Here is a 21,921-nt window from a genome sequence, read left to right as displayed (position 1 = left end):
CTGATGAAATGAAAAGGGGAAAACAGATGAGAAATTCATGGAAAATTTATATTCTGGCTATTGTCAGCTTTTTAGTCGGAACTTCGGAGTTTGTGATTACTGGCATTTTGGATATGCTTGCAAGCGATATTGGAGTGTCGGTAGTAGCGGCCGGGCAGTTGATTACGGTCTACTCGCTTGCTTATGCCATTGGTACCCCGATTCTTATTGCACTCACGGCAAAAATGGATCGAAGAAAGCTTATGCTATCGGCTTTGGGATTATTTTTTGTAGGGAACTTGATCACTGTCACAACTACAGGCTACGGCATGCTGCTCGGAGCAAGAATTATTTTGGCGATCAGCACGGGGGTATTTATGGTCGTCGCCATGACGGTTGCCGCCAAAATGTCTCATCCTGGAAAACAGGGCAGCGCTATCGCCACGGTTCTAGTGGGCTTTAACCTCGCACTTATTCTAGGGGTCCCGCTTGGGAGGATCATTGCGGGCTCACATGATTGGAAAATCATCTTTACGGGAGTCGGGGCCCTAAGCTTGGTCGCGATGGTGGTCCTTTTGCTTACGATTCCGAAATCGGAAGGAGAGGCTCCCGTTCCTATTCGGGAACAGCTCGCCTTATTAAAAAGCCCCCGAATCGCTGTCGCGCTTTCCATCAGTTTTTTCTGGATATTGGGCTATACGATGCTGTACACCTATATAACGCCGTTTCTTCTGGACATTACGGGGATGAGCGAAGGGATGATAAACGTCGGGTTGTTTGCGTTTGGGCTGGCCAGTCTCATAGGCTCCCAAGTTGGCGGCTACGGTGCAGATAAATGGGGTATCCCCCGTACGATGATTGGGGGCCTGCTCTTTCACTCCGGAATATTATTGTTACTGACTGCGTTCTCCCACTCGTCCATGTTCGTGTTGCCTTTGCTTATGTTATGGTCCTTTTTTGCTTGGTCGATGGGGCCGGTTCAACAGGTTTATTTAATCGGCATGGCTCCTCAGGCTTCGGGGATCGTCCTGAGTTTGAACAATTCTATCGTGCAGTTGGGAATGGCCGTAGGGGCTGTAATTGGGGGTATCGTTGTAGAAAGCATCTCTCTTGCAGCAGTTGGTTGGTTTGGCGGAGTTGGCGTCGCAATGGCACTCATCCCGGCTATTATTTCTTTATCCATTCGTCGCCGATCTGCAACGGCGGAACGAAACAGAGCGTAAAGTACCTTCTTTCTCAGAAATGAAAATACCGCCTAAGCGTTGTTGAATAACGCTTGAGCGGTATTTTCATACTCATGGAGAACATTGCGTTTTTTTGAGTGCAGCGTACCGTGATTTTAGTTCATTCAGCAGCCCCAAATACAAGTTCACCCAGTGGGAAGGCAGTTACACCCCTCAAACGAATTACTACACGGTAATGTCTCCGCACCAGCGAATAATTCCTTCTTTTATGGTTTGAATTGGATTTGGATCGGATAGAGAAATCGCCCAGGCAATATGTCCATCCGGCCGAATAAGTGCTGCGTGGACGTCGTTCCAATCCGCGTCTGCCTCAACCAAAGATGCATGTACAACTTGAAGGTTGCTATACGTCTCCCATTGACCGCTATGCTGTTCATTAGAATGGAAATGCAACAGAAGAAAAGTACCTTTGTGTAGTAACGGATAGGAGTTAATCAATTGCCCGTCTTTCAGCTTTAAGCTTAGATCCTTGAACCGTTTCCCGTTTAAAGGATGGGAAGGCGCTTCGGCGTCAGGAGCATAATGTACATCCATTGCGGAAATTTGTGCAGCGATTTGATAATTAGCCTCCGGTATTTGAATCAGATCAGACAGCATGCTTCGCAGTTCCGTGATGGGAGGAGTCACGTCCAGAAGCAGGGTTTGGACCTCGGTATTCCGGAGCAAGGCCGTATTCCATGGAAAACGTTCGGCATGATAACTGTCCAATAGCCAGTCCGGAGCCCAGCCTTTGATTGCTCCTGCAAGCTTCCAGCCTAAGTTCATCGCTTCTTGTAAGCCGACGTTCATTCCCTGTCCACCAGCGGGAAAATGAATGTGCGCCGAATCTCCCGCCAAGAACAATCGACCATTCCGATAGCGTCCCGCTTGCCGCGTAGCATTTCCGAAACGGGACATCCATTTCACATCGTTCAATCCCAAGTCGCTTCCGGTCGTACGGATGAGCGATGAACGAAACTCTTCCAATGTAACGGTCTCATCCTTAGAGATGTTACGTCTCTCCATATCGATCATCAAGACTCGATAGATATGATCATTGATTGGCATGATGCTGACCAATCCTTTTTCTGTAATCCGGGATATGACACTCATAGGAGCCAAATCAGATAGAACGGCATCCCCCAGAATAGCCGTGAAGGTCGCATCTGTACCTTCAAAGGATATATTTGCATGTTTGCGGACCAAACTTCTAGCTCCATCCGTGCCTACCACATAAGCTGCTCTTAACGTTGTTTCGCCACGAGGTCCCGCGATCTTAACGTCAACCCCATCCTCATCCTGGTGCACAGATAGAGTCTCAGCCTCTCTCCAGACCTCTGCGCCAAGGCTAAGCGCCCATTCCTCCAGCACCTTCTCCGTCTCACTCTGCGGTAAAAAGAGGGTGTGATTGGAAGAGGAATCCAACGCGGAGAAATCCAAAGGGGTATCTAATCCGGCAAAATGTCCTCTCAAAAGTAAGCGGCCTAGACTGATTAATTGTGATTTCAATCCACGCATATCTAATATTTCAAGGGTGCGTGGATGTACGGTAAGCGCACGTGAATATGGAGTTGTCTCCTTTAGTCGCTCAATGACGCAGACCTTTACACCGGCTAATGCCAATTCCCCAGCCAACATCATGCCGACAGGACCGCCACCGATAAGAATGACTTCATATTTCATATAAACAACCTCTTTTCTTAAACATTATGGGAAGATCACGATAGCGTCTATTTCGATAAGCCATTCAGGATCGGCTAGTGCTTGAACGCCTATATAGGTACTTGCTGTCTTCGGCCAGTGAGGTCCGAACACATAGAATCCTGCGTCAAAAATAATCGAAATCAATTCCGGGCTGTGGTTTACCACAAAAATATTCATTTTTACAATGTACAATGGATCCGCTCGCACGGCTTCCAATGCATACTTAAGATTGGTGAACACTTGAATCGCTTGCGCGTAATAGTCCCCTGAACCGACCAATGCTCCTGTTTCATCTACAGAAACCTGACCTGAGATGAAGGCCAGTTTGGAGGCATTAGTCACCACGACATGAGAAATTACAGATGTAACCTTATCCGTCAATGTCTTCGGATTCACGATTTCCATAGGCAGGTATGCTCCATTTCCATATTTATAAAGCTTCTCTTGAAAAGTGGATAAGTGTTTCCGGCGACCTCCTTCATCAATTATTGTTTCGTTAGAACCTTTTTTATTGCTTGTTAAAACAAGTGTGATGAAATTACATACAATATTATTGTTTCATATGAAACAATAATATTGTACTTTGTCACTCATTGCCCTGTCAATCCCAAGCGCAATATGAGTATGCACGTTTGTTTCTCAGAGAACAATCTATGATATAATAAAACAAATAAGTCGAGGAGCCAGCATAATCATGGATACTGCCAGTAAGAACAAAACCGCAATTCATGAATTTTTCGTTCAGTTTCTTGAGCAAAAAGAGCAATATGAAACGCAAATAACTGCCACATACCTGGAGGATATCCGGAAGCATATTGAATCGGAATTCAGCTTGAATATGACGGAACTGCACACCATTGCGTGCATCGGAGAGCAGGAGCCGATCAATCTCACTTCCATCGCGGAGAGAATAAATTTAAGCAAAGGAAATACCTCCAAGATCGCAAATAAATTACTAAAGGCAGGTTGGGTGCGAAAAGCCCAGTTCAACGACAACAAAAAGGAAGTGTATTTTCGGCTAACGCCTGTCGGCAAAAAGCTATTTGCCGCTCATGATGAGCTTCATGCGAAGGAAAAGCAAAGAATGTACGAATTTTTGGAAAGATATAATGAAAGCGAGCTCGAATTTATTAAACGGCTGTTTGGAGATATGGTTGACTTCTATCGCTAACGTACCTCAACAAACCGTACATGAATACGCCGCCTTTTAGAAGGCAAGAAGCGATCCGGCCAAACGAGGCGAGAGAGGGGGCCTCCGCCTTCAAAGGATCCCCGATCCGAATAGATGGGGGAATGGGGGAATGGGGGAATGGTACCGACAATCTTTTAATTTTTTGCGTGCTGATCAGAAAAAGAGAGTGAGCTCCCTCACAGGCATTGGGCCGGCGGGGGAGCTCGCTGTCTTTCTCTAGAGCTTTATTTGGATTCAATTCGACCAATTGAATGGGTCGTCTCGGACAAAGTCTGTTTCACTACCGACCAGTTGGTCTGCTCAATATCGAGTACATGTCGAAGGTAAGCCCATGTAACCTTCTGGATCAGGGCAACTCGTTCTGGGTTTTCGTCTGTTGTTTCTTTAACCTCGTAACCAGCGATCCCTCCAAGTGAGTGTTCTGCACCAAAAAGGGTGAGCAGGCTCTCGGCTCCCGGGCTGAGGAAGTAAGGGTCGGTCATCCAATCCGGCCCGCGAACGGTCAGCTGATATTTGTTAGGAGTGTCGTCCTGATCCCCGACGACCACGAGGGTGGGCTTGGTCATGTGCTCGAAGCTCACGTTCAGATGCGGCATCTTCTCGGCCGCGAACGGTGTCAGGCTGTCCCCACCTTGCCCAGCGGTGGCGAATAGCACGCCTGCTTTGATGCGCGAGTCGGACAGGTCCTCTTCCTTCTTAGTCTCGGGGTTGAGGACTCGCAATCCTAACAGGTTGCCCGCCGTCTGGCCGCCGAAGGAGTGTCCGGCTGTGGCGATGCGGCTTCGGTCAAGGCGCCCGCTGAGGCCGGGAACGGCAGATTCCAGGAAATCAAGCTGATCAAGGATGCGCTTCATGTCTTCCACTCGGAAACGCCATATCCGTGGTGTGCGGGGATCGTCCTGAGGGAGACCCAATGTCCTTGAGTCGAGATGGGTAGGTTGAATGACTACGAAGCCGTGTGCAGCCCAGAAGTCAACCAAGGGGCCGTAACCCTCCAACGATGAGCCAGAACCGTGTGAGAAAACAATAATAGGTAAGTTACGACCGGTCGTCGGCGCGGAGACTCTCACTTGCAGATTCTCGCCACGGCCTGGGGCTGGAAGCACTATCGGCTTCACCGAGACGACTGGAGAGGGTGCGGTAATCTTTAGTTCCATAATTAATGTTCCTGCCCTTCTTAAGATAGATTTTTGCCGGGAGTTTTCTCCCTGTCAGATCCCATAATAAAAGTTGGAGTCGAATCCAAGTCAAGGGGCGAAAACAAAAAAGTTGATTAAGGATAAATGATGGGAATAAGTTTGACTTGGAGTATGCTCCAAGATGTATAATGCTCAAAACGGCAATTTAGGGAGGAGACATAATGGAAGAACAAACTTTTACGATCAAGCAAGTCGCCGAGCAAACCGGTATTTCCGAGGATACAATCCGCTATTACGAAAAGATCATGCTGCTGCCTCAGGCAGAACGGAAGGAAAACAGGCATCGCTTTTATCGAAAAGAGGACATTTATAGGATCAAGCAAATAACCTGCCTCAAAAAAACGGGAATGTCGCTCGAGGCTATGCGGCCATTTTTGGCTGCCTCAGTCGACTCCGATTCCGTTAATTATCCTGAACTGGTGGATCAATTAAGAAGTCAACGTGAACATATTATGATTCAAATTTCCTCGCTTCAGCAGATCGTTGATTTTATTGACATAAAGCTGAAAGAAGGTAGGCCCCAATAATTAAAGCTCGATGCGGGCTTTTTTATACACGAGTTGTAATCATCGAAGTTACAACTGTGGCGGTTACAACAAATCAAATATTGGAGGTAAATCGGAAGAGCGTTCCCGACATTCGAGCGGTATGCGACTTTTCGAGGTGGCGGATGATGTCCTGGATACCTGTGGTGCTCCCGGAGATGCCATGCTTCAGCATGACAAGTATCGGGAACATTAAGCAAACGGGTAATCCATAACGACGATTCCTTCAACAAACGGACCAATGGATTGCAATAAACTTTGATGCAGGGGGTGCTGAATATAATCCCGGCAAGCCTGTTGATCCTCGAAAGTGACTCTGATTCCCAACGTAAACCCCTGCATATGCTCTAATTCCTCCGTAACGTTAATCCCGGCGCTAAGCTCCACGATCCCCGGAATGTTCCCTTTAAAATCATGCGCGCGTTCTATTGCACTTTCTTTTACTTCAATAGAAACATCGGGCTTGAATTTCAATAGCACGATATGCTCAAACATCTTACTCCCTCCTAGGTTTCTGTTTATTTTTGACTTTGGAGCTGCTTCAATTGGGAGAGCTCCTTCATCCATTTCACGAAATTGTCGGTAACAAGATCAAGGTACTGAATGGTAGGTTCATCGGTCAGCACACCCTTCTCGTTAAACTTCTCATGAACAAGACCAATGTACACTTCATTTCCAGGCAACAGCGGCGAGGAAATACCGGATGCGAACAGAATATCACGCAGATGGCCCTGCGCTTTGACCGATCCCAACAATCCCATGGAAGATCCGGCGATCCATGAGGGCTTCCCGATCATGACTCGATCCACGCGGGATAACCAGTCAATCGCGTTCGCCATGACGCCGGGAATAGTCGAATTATATTCCGGAGTGATCCACAACACCGCGTCGGCAGCAGCGACTTGCGCCTTAAAATCGATAACCGGCTGCGGCGGAATAGACTCGATATCCTGATCGTAAAAGGGGAGATCCCGAATGCTCAGCACATCCAATTGAAAAAGATGCTGATAACGGTTTTGAATATAACGGGCTAGCTTCTGGTTGTATGAATCTTTGCGAATGCTTCCGACAATGGCGGCTACTTTCATTTTCATCACCTCAATGATAGGGTCTGAATGGAGTTGAACAGGTGGGTCCGATCATCACTGTCTATCCATTCTTGCTTTTCCTCCTAGGGAGGACATAAACTAGTCTAAATGGACCCGAAGAGGCTAGGAAGAGATCTAGTTATCGTAGGATTGGGAATCCTACGTTCATGAATGGGTAGGAGGCATGGAGATCATGGCAAACAGATTGGACCGTTATGAGGAATTGTCCCGTTTTTTGCGTTCACGCCGTGAACGAATAACCCCCGAACAAGCAGGGGTGCCGGATTCCGGACGCAGACGAACACCCGGACTTCGCCGCAGCGAGGTAGCTCTGCTGGCAGACGTGGGATTGGATTGGTACACCTATTTGGAACAAGGGCGTCATATCAACGTATCCGCTGAGGTTCTTGATCGAATAGCGAAAGTGCTTCGGTTAGATGAATCGGAACGCAGGCATCTGTACCATCTTGCCCGTAAGCAATTTCCCTTGACCGGTACGAAGCAACCCTCTAAGGTAACGCCGGAACTTCAACGTTTTTTGGATAGCCAGAACCTTTCCCCTACGAATGTCATGGATGCGCGCATGAACATCATTGCCTGGAATGATGCCTACTGCGCAATAAATGGGAATCTCGCGGTTATGTCGGAAAGGGAGCGGAATTTGGTATGGATGACCTTTACTTCTCCCCGTTTCCGCTATCTAAAGGGAGACCAATGGGAACTGCATGCCAGGCGAATCGTTGCTAATTTTCATGCCGGGTATGCTCGTCACGTCGACGATCCTTGGTGGTGCGTGCAGTTCGAGGCGCTTTCACAGGCTAGCAGGGAGTTTCGAGAATTTTGGGATTCCCACGAGGTTCTCGATGCTATTGATGCTCCTAAGACGCTACATTGTCCGAATCTCGGGATCTTGAATTTTGATCTTGTTTCATTTCATTACTTGAACGATTCCAATTTGACCGTTTCCATTCATGTTCCTCATCCAGATGGCACGGTGGATAAGATGCAGCAACTGTTAATCGATTATCAGAGCCAGCATTCAGAACAGCTCGAATCTTCTTCAAGAGTTTAGTATAGGAAGGCAATCAGAAGTCTTATTCGGCATGAATCAAGACATCCGAGCGGATGTCTAATCATTTTCGCTCTATGGTGAAACGGAGAACTGTATCGCAAATAACGGCAAGTAATAAATATGCTCCCCTTTAAGTAAGCCGGTTTAATAAATAAACCGGCTACTTCAGAGGAGCATATCAGTTGCCGTGGCTGTCGAATTCTTTGGTGTCCTCTAAAATGGTTTTACCACATCATCTGAATCAGTGGAGTAAGCCAGCTCTTTCTGTGCTTCCAGAGCGGCGAGTCTGTCCAGCAGGGCTGCCCGGATTTGCTCATAGGCGTCACTGCCCAACGCCATACGTATCGGACCCTCTCCCTGGTCGACTCGGCGAATAATCTGCTGCGCCATTTTATCCGGATCGCCGACAACCATTTGATTGAACATGCTCATATCTATACCAGGCAGTTCTCCCTTCATCAGGCTAACGAATTGGCCCGCCTCCGTATCCCGGTATTCGTCCATCCGCTCGCCGAATACGGCGTTGCTTGTAATGAAATTCGTTCGGATTCCGCCGGGCTCCACCATAGTAGTCTTAATATTGAACGGAGCCACTTCCTTAGCTAGCGCTTCAAAGGCTCCTTCGACCGCCCATTTCGAAGAGCAATACAGTCCCATACCCGGAATAGAATAATGACCCGCCATACTCGAAATCTGTACCATGTGACCGCCGCCCTGCTTACGGAAAAAGGGCAGGACTGCACGCGCTGCACGCAGGGAGCCAAGCACATTGGTCATAAACTGATGCTCAATTTGCCTGTCGCTTGCTTCTTCCACTGCGCCATACAAGCCATAGGCTGCATTATTGACAAACACATCGATCGTGCCCAGTTCTAAAAATGCACGTTCCACCACTTCAGCAATTTGCTGAGAGTTTGTCAGATCTAAATTAGCCTGCCAAAGCCCAGAGCCATACTGTGCCTGCAGATCATCCAGCACCCCCGGCTTGCGTACCGTTGCAGCTACACGGTCCCCCCTATCAAGCAACCGGCGAGTTATACGTGAAGCCAAGCCTCCTGACGCTCCTGTAATGAACCATGTTTGCATACTAAATACCCTCCAATCGTTGTCTTCCACTGAATCATACAAGCAACTGGAGGGTGCTAGCCACAGCACGTCTATTCTATTAACGGGAGTAACAGTCTACGGTAGCTGCCTGTCCTGCTCAAGTAAACGCAATAATCTCTCCTCCGTACCTGAACCGGGCACCGGAACAAAGAAACACCAGTGCAGTCCCGGGTCATTATCGATTACAGCCGCGGAATGGAGCTCGAACTCCATTTCCTGTGCGTCAGGAACACGGAATAAAGCGGTGGCTACGCGTTTTTGCTTGATTTCATATAGCTCCCAGAAATGTACGAACTCCACGCTTTCCCGCGTCAAGCGTTCAAACCGTTCCATATATAACGGGTTGTTCTTGTAAAGATCGAAGCCTGCCCGCAGAACGGCTACAGAATAACGGGCAGCGCCTTCCCAATTCACCAGTCTGTTGCGGTAATCAGGCTTTAAAAACATAATGTCCATCATATTCCGTTCGTTGTCCGGCAGACTGCCGAAATCGGCTACGATCAGTTCAGCTGCCCGATTCCAGGCGATAACATCCGTACCTTCGTCTGTGATAAAAGAAGGATAATGCAGTTGATTTACGATTTTCTGCAGAACTCCCGTATCCGGCCCACCGTTATTTGGTACTGTGACGACGCTCGCCACATCTACATTGGCCAGATCGAATAGATGCTTCTGCTCGTCTTCGTCAAGCTGAAGCGCTTTGCTGATACTTAGCAGCACTTCCGGCGAAGGATTAACCTCCTTGCCTTGCTCCAGCCAGGCATAGTAAGTCACGCTTATATTGGCAAGATAAGAGACTTCTTCTCTTCGAAGTCCCGGAGTGCGTCTTCGTCCGGGCAGCGGCTGAATCCCGGCCTCTGAAGGCTGCAACCGTTCTCTGCGCGATTTAAGGAAGTCACCCAATGCGGATGAGGAACGATTCATTTTCAAGTGGGTCACCTCTATTTACTCATATGGAAGATACATATCGCTATTAACCAAATAGACCAAAAAGCACTCTATACATGATTATTATAGTCTCTGTTGAATGCCGTTTCTACAAAAGAGAACCATAACGAGTACCGAGGCTGTTAATCCCGCTGAATTGTTCTAATGTGCATCCGGTTTGAATCGCGAGGGAGACCGTATTGATATTAGCAGTCAAATCAACTTTAGACATGATTTGTCCTCCTATAATCTCTAAAGTTGTTGGATCGTAAACCAACTTGAACATAACGGTCGGCTCCGGAGAAAACAGGGGCGTCTCTTGTTCCAAGTAAACGGATTTTATTTCAATGCCTAACGATTGTTGATCATGTGGTGTTGCCGGCAATTTTATTTTTTTTTCGAAACCGTGAATTCTCATCTGGAGCATGAATGGGTTAAACTTAACGGGTACAAGAGCTCAATAATCATAAAGCAGCGTAGTATTCATTCGGTTTGAAAAAAAGTCGAGTCTGTGCTATTATCAGAAAAATCCAAACATAGCGAAGAAGAGAAGGCTATGCAATAGCGTTTATGTCCAGAGAGCGGAGGGTTTGCTGAAACCTCCGTCGTAACGCATGTATAGTGTCGTCTCGGAGCTGTTGACCGAACGCGGAAGGCGTGATAACATGCCCGCAAGTAGGATCAACCGGCCTGGCATCCGTTAACATGCTGCAGGTAAAGCATCGGCTTTACCTCATGAGACTGCAATTGCGAGGTTGCAGTAAACTTGGGTGGTACCGCGATTCCCCTTTCGTCCCAAGGCTTCTAGCATTTGCTATGAGCCTAGGGAAGGAAGGGGTTATTTGTTTAATACCAACAGGCGATGAAGAGAAAGCCGGCAAGGGCGGTTATGCCCAGAGAGCAGAGGAAACGCTGAAACCTTTGCCTTAACCCTTTGTATGGTGTCGTCTCGGAGCTGTTAACCGAAAGCGCGGCTGATCTCTTTCCGTGCCCGCAAGTAGGCTTAACCGAAATGGTGCTCGTTAACGCGCCGCAGGTAAGGCATCGGCCTTACCTCATGAGGCTGCATTCGCGAGGGTGGCAGCGAACTTGGGTGGTACCGCGAAAAAATCCCCTTTCGTCCCTGTATGAGCTGACCGCTGTCAGTTTGCTCAGGAGGAGAGGGGGTTTTATTTTGCAAAGGAGGCTGCCCAAGTGGAACAGCAATTAGGAATGACGAATGAAACAACGACGCCATCAGAGGAATATATCACCGGTTCGGAGGTGCTTTTGCGCGGCTTGCTGCAGGAAGGCGTAGAGTGCGTATTCGGTTATCCTGGAGGAAATGTGCTCTATATCTATGACGCGATGGTACATCAGCCAGATTTCAAGCATATCTTGACCCGGCACGAACAAGGCGCGATCCACGCGGCGGACGGCTATGCCAGGTCGACGGGGAAGGTTGGGGTATGCATCGCGACATCCGGTCCCGGAGCAACAAATCTGGTGACCGGCATCGCAACCGCCTATATGGATTCGGTGCCGCTGGTGGTCATAACGGGGAACGTATCTACGAATGTCATGGGCACGGATGCTTTTCAGGAAGCGGACATCATTAGCATCACGATGCCGATTACGAAGCACAGCTACATGGTTCGCGATGTACACGACCTTCCTCGCATCATTCATGAAGCGTTCTACATCGCGAACACGGGCCGCAAAGGTCCTGTCTTGATCGATATTCCCAAAGACGTGACCAACCAGCGGATGGCATATCGTCCAGCGGACACGGTTCGGTTGCGCGGATACCATGGAGCCCCGGAACCGAATCCGGCGGAAATGGATGCGCTGCTTCAGGCGATTGCAGAAGCGCGCAAGCCGGTTATTATCGCAGGCGGCGGCGTTGTCTATGCGAACTCCTCCCAGGAGCTGATCAAATTCGTCCACACTACGCGGATTCCGGTCGCGACCACTCTGCTCGGCCTCGGCGGGTTTCCGAGCGATGACGAGATGTGGCTGGGCATGCTCGGACATCATGGCGTATATGCGGCGAACATGGCGGTACAGAATGCGGATCTCATTATTTCGATCGGCTCGCGTTTCGATGACCGGGTCACGATGAAGCTGGACGGGTTTGCGCCTCAGGCCAAACGTATCGCCCATATCGATATCGATCCTGCGGAAATCGGCAAGAACGTCAAGACAGATCTCGCATGCATCGGCGATATTAAAAACGTGCTGGCTTATGCGAACACGAAAGCGCAAGCAGCCCAGACGGGCACCTGGCTTGAGCAGCTTCAAGAGTATAAGGTGCAGCATCCGCTTCGGTATACCGATTCGGATACAGTCATTAAGCCGCAATATGTGCTCGAGATGATTAGCGAGACGACGCAAGGAGAGGCAATCATCACCACCGATGTAGGCCAGCACCAAATGTGGACCGCGCAGTTTTACCGCTTCAAGCATCCTCGCTCGCTCATCACGTCGGGCGGTCTTGGCACGATGGGCTTTGGCTTCCCGGCCGCGATCGGCGCTAAAGTCGGAAATCCGGATCGTCTCGTCGTCTCGATCAACGGCGACGGGGGCATGCAGATGTGCGCGCAGGAGATGGCGATCTGCGCGATTCATCAGATTCCGGTCAAGATCGTGGTCTTGAACAACCAGGTGCTCGGCATGGTTAAGCAGCAGCAGGAATTGATGTACGAACGACGCTACAGCCAGATTGATCTGTCCGGCAGTCCGGACTTCGTCAAGCTAGCGGAAGCATACGGGATCAAGGGATTAAGGGCAACGAACAAGGATGAAGCCTCCAAGGTCTGGTTAGAAGCGCTGCAGACGACAGGACCTGTGCTCGTCGAGTTCGTCATCCCGACCAACGAGAATGTGTACCCAATGGTGCTTGCCGGCACGCCGCTAGACCAAATGATTCTAGGGTACGACGAATAATTGCGCTGAAGAGATAAAAAATCGTTTAAAAGGAGCAAAGCATACTCATGGCAACACCCGATGATTTTTTTAAATTAGATATCCGTATCGGTACTGTGCTTAAAGCGGATCCTTTTCCATAAATTCTCAAATCCTGCAATGAAGTTGGAGATAGGTTTTGGTGAAATGGGTCTTAAGCGTTAATGGCTTTGAATCTGAAGTGCTGGTAATTGGAGGCATTCCAGAGGAGGGTGATGTTGTTCTTTTGTAGCCAGACGAACCAGTAAGAAATGGTACACCGATTGCTTAATACTTTTGTGGGATTAATTTAATAGGTAACGTTAGCGTTCAATGAAAAAGCGAAAGTCTAGGACATTATTTTCTCGTCCAGGGCTGTCGCTTTTTCGATTTCAAGGGTCAACTAATGCTTTATTTACGAGGGCTACGATATGGGCATCCGCCCCACATCTATCATGGAAGTTTACATTCGTTAAGGTGCTTATACTTCGTCTGTTCACGTTCAGCGTAACACTCAATTCTTATGGGAAGACGTCTAGCAATGTAGTCCACAACGGAATCGGATATGGATGCTTCACTTACGAAATGGCTTGCAAAATATGAACGATCTTCCTTTCCATATCGGAGTCGTCAATCATCTTCAGATATTCAGGTTTGAGCAATTGATACTGCTTCATGTAGTAGAAATCCATAATCGCTTGTTTCACAGTGATATCATACTGAATCGAAAATGACGGCTCGATAAAGCGTCGCAGAACAGCGTCATCTTGAACCATAAACAACACGGCATTCAATCTGTTGAAAATCTGTTGCTCCATACCGGATTCAAAAAAAGTTTGTAAGCTTTTATTCCGATTCTGCAGGGCAACGGACAGATTCTCAAAATGGTGTGGATAAAATTCCTTCAGATCTTGCAAGAACAAATCAGAGATATACGCGGCACACATCAAAGATTGTAAAAATGTTAATTGAAAACGATCCAAAAAAGAGACGGCATCGTCTTTCACAACGGTGTCAGCCTTCTTCGAATAATCAATGTAATAATCCACGACTTGTTCGATGATGTCGTCTTTGGAGGAAAAATGCTTATAGAGTGTCACTTTGCTGATATCCATATATTTTGCGAGATCGTCGACTTTCAGTTGGCTGAATTTTGTTTTTCTTATAATGGGTTTTATTTTTTCCACATAGGTATCTACACTCACAGCTTTTCTCACGGATAAGTACCTCCCTTTGTTGCCTATACAACATATTATAACAAATTTGCTGCCCTTTATGTATGAAATTAATTAAATGAACTAATTTAATTAATTTTGTTTACTTATTAAATTTACTGCTGTATAATCGCTCTTGTACCTAATCATCCGATTACGGATTATACAAAGGGAGGACGATTTAAATGGAATCATTCAGTAAGGGCAAATTTTCTGGAAAAAAGGTCGTGATCACGGGAGGCAGCAGCGGAATCGGCCTTGCGACGGCGAAGCTGCTAGTGGATGAAGGCGCACACGTTCTGATTACCGGACGTACTCAGGCGACGCTGGATGCGGCTCGTGAACAACTCGGAAGCCACGCGATCGCGGTCTTAAGCGATGCCGCCTCATTGAAGGATATCGCCGCATTAGCCGATCGAGTGGAGGCTGAATTTGGAACCGTAGATGCCCTGTTCGTTAACGCTGGTGTCACGGGGTTTGTCCCTTTCGAAGCAATGACAGAAGAAAAGTACGACGAGATACTTACAATCAATGCCAAAGGACCGTACTTTACCGTGCAGAAACTCGCTCCGCTGTTAGGCTCAGGTAGCGGGGTAGTCCTTACCACCTCAATCGTGAACGTGGTGGGTCTCCCAATGCTCAGTGCTTACGCAGCTAGTAAGGCAGCGCTGCGCTCCATGACTCGAGGTCTGGCGCGCGAGTTATTACCTCGAAATATTCGCGTCAACGCAGTCAGTCCCGGCGTTATTGACACAGGCATCATGGAAAAGTCAATGCCTGAAGAAGCTGCCGAACAGACAAAGGCACAGATGAGACAGCAGATTCCAATGCTGCGTTTAGGCGATCCAGTTGAGGTAGCCAAGGCTGTTGCATTTCTAGCATTTGAGGCCACCTATACCACCGGGGCTGAGTTCCCTGTCGATGGAGGCGGCTCCCAGATTTAAGCTCCTCTGTTTGCACACCTGATTATTAAAGCGAGGGCAGGGGGCATAGGTTCTCCTCATGACCCCCTGGCTTCTAGTGAATTTTATAGTTTAGGAGTTCGTTGTTTTCCTTGGAAGACCGTTCGAAATCACAGAACGCGAATTTATCAGAGCAAAATGGAGGGGAGATCATAATGGAGAATACCATGCGGACAATCCGGTTCCACGAATACGGAGAACCAACGGATGTCTTATGCTTGGATGAGGTGGCGATCCCAGAGCCAGGGCCGGGACGCATTCGCGTGAGAGTACGCGCTTGCGGCTTAAATCCGGTTGACTGGGTGACGTGCCAAGGCCATTTTGCCGCTCAATTGCCCTTGCCTCGCGGAATCGGGCTGGACGTGGCCGGTATTGTAGACGCAATCGGAGAGGGCGTAACCGATGTTGCCATCGGCGATTCCGTTCTGGGTGGGGCAGATTTCATGAATGGATCGAGCGCCGGTGCGTCGGATCAAGCGATTATGTACTACTGGTTCCGAATGCCGGCCGGACTCGACTTTGTTCAAGCTGCAGCGTTGCCAATGGCAGTCGAAACCGCTTACCGTGGCATTGATACTCTTGGGGTGAAATCGGGTCAGACCGTACTCGTGCACGGAGCCGGCACCACGGTAGGGTTCGCCGCCGTTCAAATTGCCCTCATGCGCGGTGCCCGTGTGATCGCAACCGCTGGGCCCACCTACGCCGACAAGCTCCGCTCAATGGGGGCGTTGGTGACTTCGTACGGTGATGGAATGGTCGAACGAGTGACCGAACTGGCGAAACAGCCGGTTGACCTCGCCCTGGATACGGCGCCAAACAGCGGTTCATTGAAAGATCTGGTCGAAATCGTCAACGGGCATCCCCAGCATGTCCTAACCGTAAGCGATTTCGCCGCAGCCGCTGAACTTGGCGTTCGCACCAGCTATGGAGAACTACATACCGCACGTTATGACGTTGTCGGCGACTTTGCCGGGTACGCAGCGGACGGCAAGTTCACGATTCCGGTCGCGAAGACTTTCGAACTCGATGAATGGCATTCAGCTGTTCAAATCAGCCTGAGCGGGGGTGCCCGCGGCAAACTGATCCTCCTGCCCGACTCTGACTGATGAGCGCATTAACCGATGAAATTCAGAATGAAGGAGGACATGCATTGAGTAAGAACCAACGAGAACATATTGCACTGATTACAGGCGCAAGTAACGGGATCGGGTTGGCATTGACCCGCAAAATGCTGTCGGAGAACTGGCAGGTGGTTGCTTTGAACCGGTCGGATTTTCCAGCGGACGATAGATTCCTCCAAAATCATCTCAAGGACGGACGGCTCCGAGCCTATAAAGTGAAGGATCTCACCGATTATGGCAGCTTGAGGCACTCTTTGGAAGAAATCAAAAGCAAGGAACAGCGGATCGATATTTTGTTTAACAACGCCGGAGGAGGCTTAAGTGAGCTGCGCTATTCGAAACAAGGCCGCGAATTGCATTATGAATTGTTGACGGTCGTTCCTTTTATTATTCTGATGGAATTGAAGGAGCTGTTGAAGAACGGCAGCTTAAAAACCGTGATTAACACTTCGTCGCAGGTGTTTAGATTTACGAAGGAGTTTACGATCGAAAAATTGGAGCATCCCAAAACCTTCCGCAAAATGTATGGACCCTATGCGACTTCAAAGCTGGCTCTTTCGTTGTGGACCCAAGCCGTCGCACCGCAGCTTGCCAAGGAAGGCATTAAGATCCGCAGCGTTGACCCAGGCATTAACAATACGCTAAGAAAAGGAAAAGATTCCGGACTGACCGCAGGATTTGAACTGTTTATGAAGTTTTTTTCCTCTCCGCCTACTCATGGAGCCAACCTATTATATGAGGGAGCTCTCGGCAAAAACCGCAAGGAGACCGGCGTGTTTCTGTTCAAAGATCGGATTGCGGACTTGAAATTTACAGAACATGCGCAGCGTGTGCTGGAAAAAATCTCCGATATATATAGCCTTGAATATCTTGAAGGGAATGTTCAAGTTAATGGCTGAGTTCCAGAAGTGCAAAGCGCCGGTAGGGTTGGAACGGCCGTTAACCTGCTGGCCAAGGGAGATGAAAGCAATTCGAATTAAGTAAATTATCATTTACGGTTGATATATCCACGGTGTCAGGAACGTCGATATCCTCGTCAACAGCATGGGCATCAATGAGATCATGTCCTATTACGAAGTAGACGATGCGCTATGGGAGAAGTACTTCTGCACGAACTTTCTCGCCGCCAACGACGTAACCAAGTTTTATTTGTCTTCCATGCTGAGTCGCGAATACGGCCGTATTATCTTCATCGCGAGTGAGGAAGCCGTCATGACCTCCGGACAGATGCCTCAATACGGTGTGACCATATCCATGCCGGGAAACGTTAATTTCATTAAAACACAACGAGGTTGCCGCGGAATAGATCGGGCAACCTCGTTAAACAATTGGACAGCATAGCTCAATATATGTGACATTAACGTGCTGATCAGAAAAAGAGAGTGAGCTCTTTTAATTCAATTTATTGTTTTTTAGATTGGTCGTCGTATGGGCATCGATGCCACTTATTGAGTAATTTGTATGCTCAATCAATCCTCCCGAATATCGTGTTCAACAGATAACGAATCCCATACGCTCATCAAATGAGTTATGGCAGCTGCAATTTCCTCGTATGGAACACCGTCTCGGGCTTGTGTAGAAATCCCTCGTAAGAAGGTTTCAAATAACGTAATCACCATGGAGATATCCGTGGATCCTGGCAACTCCCCGTTGGCTATGGCTCGTTCTATACAATCTTTGATCCACCCCCGGACTCTCTTTCTTTCCTTTGACAGAAGGTCTTGGATATGTTGTTGCTCAGGAGAACAGTTAACTGTGGACAAAACCAACAGACAACCTAAAGGGTGAGTGTTCTCTGTCTGGAACCGAGCTGCTTCTAGCAATCCCATTTCCATGGCTGCTCTCGACGTTATGTTTGTATTTTTGAAAGTTTCCGAAGCATGTCCATACATCGATATGTAGCGATCAATCACTTCACGGAACAGTTCTTCTTTTGACTTAAACGCTGCGTAAAAACTTGCAGATGATATATCTCCCATTGCTGCCTTTAACTGAGCCAGTGAAGTGGATTCAAAGCCATATTCCCAGAAAAGAATCATGGCGGCGGCAACCGCCTCGTCACGATTAAATGTACGTGGACGTCCTGTTCGCGGCATAAGATGACCTCCTTTATTAATTTTATACTAATCGATCCAGAAATCCTTGACAAGAATTGAGCTGTTTGAAGATAATATATGGAATGAATAGTCTGTAATTCGAATTGGCTGAAGAGAGACAATTTGCTTTTACACAATCTTTTCTAAAAAGGATGTGTCGACAGATGATAAACTTTAGAGACAAAGAATATCGCTGTACCTCGGAAATTGTACTTAGCTTAATCAGTGGGAAATGGAAGATATCCATTTTAAACCGCTTAGCAAAAGGTCCAGTACGGTACAATGAGCTGCGACGGGAACTTCCTGAAGCAACCCAACGCATGGTTACGATGCAGCTAAGAATGCTAGAAAGCGACGGACTTATTATTCGCAAGGTTTATCCAGCTTCACCGCCAAAAGTGGAATATTGCTTGTCTCGGCTAGGCGAACAACTGGCCCCTATGCTCACGATGTTATGCGATTTTGGAACCGACTATATCGAAAGCTTTCCCGATGAAGTATTGTACACAAATCACAAGAATGCATAAAAAAGCTACAATCTGTCCATTTACCATTAATCTTGCCTTGATCGGGCTGCTCTTGACACTCGAAAAGCAGGAGGTACTTTTCCCAATTACCTCCTGCTTTTATATGTCTTAATTATATATTTCCTTCGTATTGCTCATGCAGTGCATTATTCTCTTTAGTCGTACTGACAGTTCCTTGCTTCAAAAGATAGTTGACCCATGCCAACACTGCTGCGAGTACGGCCACAATCCCACCAGACCAGGAAAGATCAATAAGCTTCATGTTCGTAGTGATAATTCCACCTAAAGCGGATCCGATCGCAATGCCAACATTGTTGGCGACGGAGGTTAAGGATGAAGCCAAATCTCTTGCCTCCGGAACATGCTCATCGGCATAATCAATGAAGTACAACTGCATCGTCGAGTTCATAAGATAAACAACGAGAGCCATGAATGAGATGCTGACCAGTCCCCCAACAAGAGAGCCGGAAGTAAAATAAAGTGACACCAAGATGACGGCTTGAGCCAGAAGCACATAGCGCATTTTTTTCATCCCGTCACCGACAGCCAGCTTTCCTCCGATTAGCGTGCTGAAAATAGACACAACACCATACAGTAAAAAGATGAGACTAATATAACGGGCCGGAACAAAAAGCACATCCTGAAGCAAAGGAGCTAAATACGTATAGATGCTATAAGTAGCTGCTATACTTAACATCATAATGGCAAAAGCAAGCACAATTCTGGGATAAGCGAGCAATCTGAGTTGTTTTGTGAGTGAACTGTGTTTTCCTTTTAGTCCTCTAGGAATGGTTGCGATGCTTGCTATCAAAGAAATGATTCCCAACAATGTGGTAAACCAGTAGGCCAAATGCCATCCGCCCCATTGTCCGATAAAAGTGCCAAGGGGTACGCCAAGGACGCTAGCCACAGTGAAACCAGTAAAGATGATGGAGATCACCGGTCCTCTTTTTTCCGGAGGCATGACTTGACTTGCTACTGACATCGCGAGTGCAATCAAGACGCCGGTAACCACGGCCGTGATTATTCTGGACACCAGAAGCATTCCATACGATCCTGATAAAGCCGTGACGATATTCCCAACTATAAATATGCTGAGCAAGACAAGGATGAGCGGGAATTTGGAAAAACGGCTGAATAATGCCGTAAAGACCGGGGTACATATAGCAAAGGTAAACGCAAAAGCCGTCACCAGAAAGCCTGCAGTCGATATGGCGATTTTCATATCTGTGGCAACTTCAGATAATAATCCGACCATCAAAAACTCACTGGTCCCCAGAATAAAGGTCAATAAAAATAAATTCATTGTCAAAAACTTTTGTTGTCTGGTCAATATAGGTTCTCCCTTTCTATCCAAAATGTACGGTGGATTTCATTTCACGACTTACAGTACTAGAAATTGCGTACCGAAGCCTTTGCCGGAAACATAAGCCGCTTCCAATTCCTCCTGATCTCCTTTATCCAATAAAACTACATTTTCGGGATAGAGTTTGCCTAGTAAAGCCCATAGGACAAGTTCGTTTTTGCCAGTCGGAATGAAATGGATGCCATCTGCATTGGTGACCAATCCGGAATGCGAGAGAATGTCTTCAGCAGGGTGCCAGTGGATGTATTCTCGTTTTATAAATTCGCTCCCGGCATCGCTGCTTCTTTGTGGCCGATATAAAAAGCGCTGCCCCCTAAAAAGTTGACCAAGATCTACTGCAAACTCGTTGCCTTTCATCTCCAAACTGAACTGTAGGGTCGTTCGATCGGTACTGGTATTTGGAAGCAACCGGGCAATCGATGGTTCATAGTAATCCTCCCCATATTCAGGAAGCAATTCGTCGTCTGCCGGTGTTCCTTTTCCTGCCTCTTTACGGGGCGCGGAATAATAATCATCATATTCATAATCGAAGGAGACCGCGGCCAAACCTTCTGCATCTTCTACCTGTATCGTTTGTACGGGATGCCATCTCAGGAGATAACGGGATGCCGTACGGGCAGACTCGCCCAAACCAGCCGGCAAAACGGTACCTAGACGATATTGGAAGCCGTAACCGACTTTTTCCAACCCTGAACTAACCACACTTTGTGCATACTGGATGATCGATTTATGTGTTAATTTTTTCTTGAACAGTTGCGTTAAGAATACTTCTCGGGATGGCTCCAGAAAACGCAATCCTTTGAATTCCCTATATTCCTTGACTTCAAACGGAACCTCTTCCCAATTGGCAAATGGCAATAAGGCATCCCGAAGTAAAACGAATTGGTGTAAGTATTCATTATAAATCTGCATAATCCTTGGTCCGCCGAATGGTCCCCAAACCTGAGCAGTGGCTTCCGGGGTCAGTGGATGACCATAACAGTGGCTTCGAAATTCCAGTTCACTAAGCGTTTCTGACCCATACTCAGCCAATGTCTTTTTCTCAGCATTGATCTCTCTGGCCCAGCTTACCAATTGTTCTCCGATACGTACCGCTTGAGCTCTAATCTCTATACCAGCATGATCTTCAAGTTCCAATGATTTTAAGGGCAAAGAAGACAAGCGTCCGGAAATCGCCAAATTGGCTAACAGGCTATCTAAGAGTACTGTCGGATCGCTGTTCACTGGTTCGCCCAGCTGAACCAGCATGGCCTCAAGCATTTTATCGAGTTCGATAACAATCTCTTTGGCTCGATATACGCCTGCAGGCAAATTCCAATCCATGTTCGAGTTTACGCCCTGTCTGATGGAGTTGACTGGCTTGTTGTCAATGAGCCGCTCAATATCTATGGTTTCTCCCCAAACGATCTTCTTCTCTTTCAAAATAAGTTGATATTCCTTCATTTCTTAGCACCTCACCTATGTTTTTTTTACGACCGTGTGTCGCTCAATCAATTGTGGATCGATCGTTCTGTATGTAAGGTTATCACCCTTACTAATTGGTGAAAAGTACGCACTTTTTTGTGTGAACGGAACATTTTTGTGGGGTAGGATACATTTTGATACTTAGAAATGGATTAGATCGGAACATTCTGAGTTGAAGAGGAGAATGATCAGGATTTCCAAGTTTAACAAACA

At 47.5% G+C, this 21,921-nt stretch carries 20 protein-coding genes, 3 pseudogenes and 1 other annotated feature; of the genes and pseudogenes, 11 read left to right on the top strand and 12 right to left on the bottom strand.

Annotated features, from left to right (window positions below; all coding sequences use genetic code 11):
- The first annotated feature begins 26 nt into the window (after positions 1–26).
- Positions 27–1,202, top strand: coding sequence for an MFS transporter (locus tag GYMC10_RS24215; RefSeq protein ID WP_015736964.1), 1,176 nt, complete (start codon positions 27–29; stop codon positions 1,200–1,202).
- Between the two features lie 186 nt (positions 1,203–1,388).
- On the opposite strand, the gene GYMC10_RS24210 is transcribed toward GYMC10_RS24215, so the two are convergent.
- Entirely contained in the window at positions 1,389–2,885 is a 1,497-nt protein-coding gene (locus GYMC10_RS24210; RefSeq protein ID WP_015736963.1) for a monooxygenase, read from the bottom strand.
- Between the two features lie 24 nt (positions 2,886–2,909).
- Complete coding sequence (locus GYMC10_RS24205) at positions 2,910–3,311, bottom strand: RidA family protein (protein ID WP_015736962.1); 402 nt, start codon at positions 3,309–3,311, stop codon at positions 2,910–2,912.
- A gap of 289 nt (positions 3,312–3,600) precedes the next feature.
- Between GYMC10_RS24205 and GYMC10_RS24200 the strand changes: the two genes are divergently transcribed.
- The gene (locus GYMC10_RS24200) at positions 3,601–4,077 is read left to right on the top strand and encodes a MarR family transcriptional regulator (RefSeq protein WP_015736961.1); all 477 of its coding nucleotides are present in this window, start codon (positions 3,601–3,603) and stop codon (positions 4,075–4,077) included.
- Between the two features lie 245 nt (positions 4,078–4,322).
- Here the strand turns inward: GYMC10_RS24200 and GYMC10_RS24195 are convergent, their stop codons facing one another.
- Positions 4,323–5,255 (bottom strand): alpha/beta hydrolase family protein, encoded by a 933-nt coding sequence (locus tag GYMC10_RS24195; protein WP_015736960.1) that lies wholly within the window; start codon positions 5,253–5,255, stop codon positions 4,323–4,325.
- Between the two features lie 200 nt (positions 5,256–5,455).
- Between GYMC10_RS24195 and GYMC10_RS24190 the strand changes: the two are divergent.
- Positions 5,456–5,815: pseudogene (locus GYMC10_RS24190) on the top strand (MerR family transcriptional regulator); the annotation flags it as partial.
- 219 nt (positions 5,816–6,034) lie between these two features.
- Here the strand turns inward: GYMC10_RS24190 and GYMC10_RS24185 are convergent.
- Both GYMC10_RS24185 and GYMC10_RS24180 read right to left on the bottom strand, forming a co-directional pair.
- On the bottom strand, positions 6,035–6,337 hold the full coding sequence (locus GYMC10_RS24185; RefSeq protein ID WP_015736958.1) for a Dabb family protein: 303 nt from the start codon (positions 6,335–6,337) through the stop codon (positions 6,035–6,037).
- Between the two features lie 23 nt (positions 6,338–6,360).
- Entirely contained in the window at positions 6,361–6,930 is a 570-nt protein-coding gene (locus GYMC10_RS24180) for an NADPH-dependent FMN reductase (RefSeq protein ID WP_015736957.1), read from the bottom strand.
- 193 nt (positions 6,931–7,123) lie between these two features.
- Here GYMC10_RS24180 and GYMC10_RS24175 point away from each other — a divergent pair, with 193 nt between their 5' ends.
- Positions 7,124–8,002, top strand: coding sequence for a helix-turn-helix transcriptional regulator (locus GYMC10_RS24175; RefSeq protein ID WP_015736956.1), 879 nt, complete (start codon positions 7,124–7,126; stop codon positions 8,000–8,002).
- A gap of 213 nt (positions 8,003–8,215) precedes the next feature.
- Here the strand turns inward: GYMC10_RS24175 and GYMC10_RS24170 are convergent, their stop codons facing one another.
- The 3 genes from GYMC10_RS24170 to GYMC10_RS32020 form a co-directional block, all read right to left on the bottom strand.
- Complete coding sequence (locus tag GYMC10_RS24170; RefSeq protein WP_015736955.1) at positions 8,216–9,088, bottom strand: SDR family oxidoreductase; 873 nt, start codon at positions 9,086–9,088, stop codon at positions 8,216–8,218.
- 96 nt (positions 9,089–9,184) lie between these two features.
- On the bottom strand, positions 9,185–10,033 hold the full coding sequence (locus GYMC10_RS24165; protein ID WP_036659748.1) for a helix-turn-helix domain-containing protein: 849 nt from the start codon (positions 10,031–10,033) through the stop codon (positions 9,185–9,187).
- A gap of 112 nt (positions 10,034–10,145) precedes the next feature.
- A complete protein-coding gene (locus GYMC10_RS32020) occupies positions 10,146–10,454 on the bottom strand; it encodes a hypothetical protein (RefSeq protein WP_260871420.1) in 309 nt (102 codons plus the stop codon).
- 115 nt (positions 10,455–10,569) lie between these two features.
- Positions 10,570–10,837: a binding site (T-box leader), on the top strand.
- Between the two features lie 411 nt (positions 10,838–11,248).
- Here GYMC10_RS32020 and ilvB point away from each other — a divergent pair.
- Positions 11,249–12,961 carry a biosynthetic-type acetolactate synthase large subunit gene (gene ilvB / locus GYMC10_RS24160; RefSeq protein WP_049788823.1) on the top strand — a complete coding sequence of 571 codons (1,713 nt, stop codon included), beginning with the start codon at positions 11,249–11,251 and terminating at the stop codon, positions 12,959–12,961.
- Positions 12,962–13,008: 47 nt separating this feature from the next.
- Positions 13,009–13,211 (top strand): annotated as a pseudogene (locus GYMC10_RS33140) (hypothetical protein).
- 325 nt (positions 13,212–13,536) lie between these two features.
- On the opposite strand, the gene GYMC10_RS24155 reads toward GYMC10_RS33140, so the two are convergent.
- A complete protein-coding gene (locus tag GYMC10_RS24155; protein ID WP_015736952.1) occupies positions 13,537–14,175 on the bottom strand; it encodes a TetR/AcrR family transcriptional regulator in 639 nt (212 codons plus the stop codon).
- 182 nt (positions 14,176–14,357) lie between these two features.
- Here GYMC10_RS24155 and GYMC10_RS24150 point away from each other — a divergent pair, with 182 nt between their 5' ends.
- The 4 genes and pseudogenes from GYMC10_RS24150 to GYMC10_RS24135 form a co-directional block, all read left to right on the top strand.
- A complete protein-coding gene (locus tag GYMC10_RS24150; protein WP_015736951.1) occupies positions 14,358–15,116 on the top strand; it encodes an SDR family oxidoreductase in 759 nt (252 codons plus the stop codon).
- 173 nt (positions 15,117–15,289) lie between these two features.
- Positions 15,290–16,240 carry an NADP-dependent oxidoreductase gene (locus GYMC10_RS24145; RefSeq protein ID WP_015736950.1) on the top strand — a complete coding sequence of 317 codons (951 nt, stop codon included), beginning with the start codon at positions 15,290–15,292 and terminating at the stop codon, positions 16,238–16,240.
- A 44-nt stretch (positions 16,241–16,284) separates the two neighbouring features.
- Positions 16,285–17,154, top strand: coding sequence for an SDR family NAD(P)-dependent oxidoreductase (locus GYMC10_RS24140; RefSeq protein ID WP_015736949.1), 870 nt, complete (start codon positions 16,285–16,287; stop codon positions 17,152–17,154).
- A 121-nt stretch (positions 17,155–17,275) separates the two neighbouring features.
- Positions 17,276–17,512: pseudogene (locus tag GYMC10_RS24135) on the top strand (SDR family oxidoreductase); the annotation flags it as partial.
- Positions 17,513–17,724: 212 nt separating this feature from the next.
- Here GYMC10_RS24135 and GYMC10_RS24130 read toward each other — a convergent pair.
- Positions 17,725–18,351, bottom strand: coding sequence for a TetR/AcrR family transcriptional regulator (locus GYMC10_RS24130; RefSeq protein ID WP_015736948.1), 627 nt, complete (start codon positions 18,349–18,351; stop codon positions 17,725–17,727).
- A 164-nt stretch (positions 18,352–18,515) separates the two neighbouring features.
- Between GYMC10_RS24130 and GYMC10_RS24125 the strand changes: the two genes are divergently transcribed.
- Positions 18,516–18,878, top strand: a complete 363-nt coding sequence (locus GYMC10_RS24125) for a winged helix-turn-helix transcriptional regulator (protein ID WP_015736947.1) — start codon at positions 18,516–18,518, stop codon at positions 18,876–18,878.
- A gap of 112 nt (positions 18,879–18,990) precedes the next feature.
- On the opposite strand, the gene GYMC10_RS24120 is transcribed toward GYMC10_RS24125, so the two are convergent.
- On the bottom strand, positions 18,991–20,211 hold the full coding sequence (locus GYMC10_RS24120; RefSeq protein WP_015736946.1) for an MFS transporter: 1,221 nt from the start codon (positions 20,209–20,211) through the stop codon (positions 18,991–18,993).
- Positions 20,212–20,262: 51 nt separating this feature from the next.
- Complete coding sequence (locus GYMC10_RS24115) at positions 20,263–21,687, bottom strand: hypothetical protein (protein ID WP_015736945.1); 1,425 nt, start codon at positions 21,685–21,687, stop codon at positions 20,263–20,265.
- Positions 21,688–21,921: the final 234 nt, after the last annotated feature.

Source organism: Paenibacillus sp. Y412MC10, assembly GCF_000024685.1.
GTDB lineage: Bacteria > Bacillota > Bacilli > Paenibacillales > Paenibacillaceae > Paenibacillus_AQ > Paenibacillus_AQ lautus_A.
This window is presented reverse-complemented; position numbering and strand designations above follow the sequence as displayed.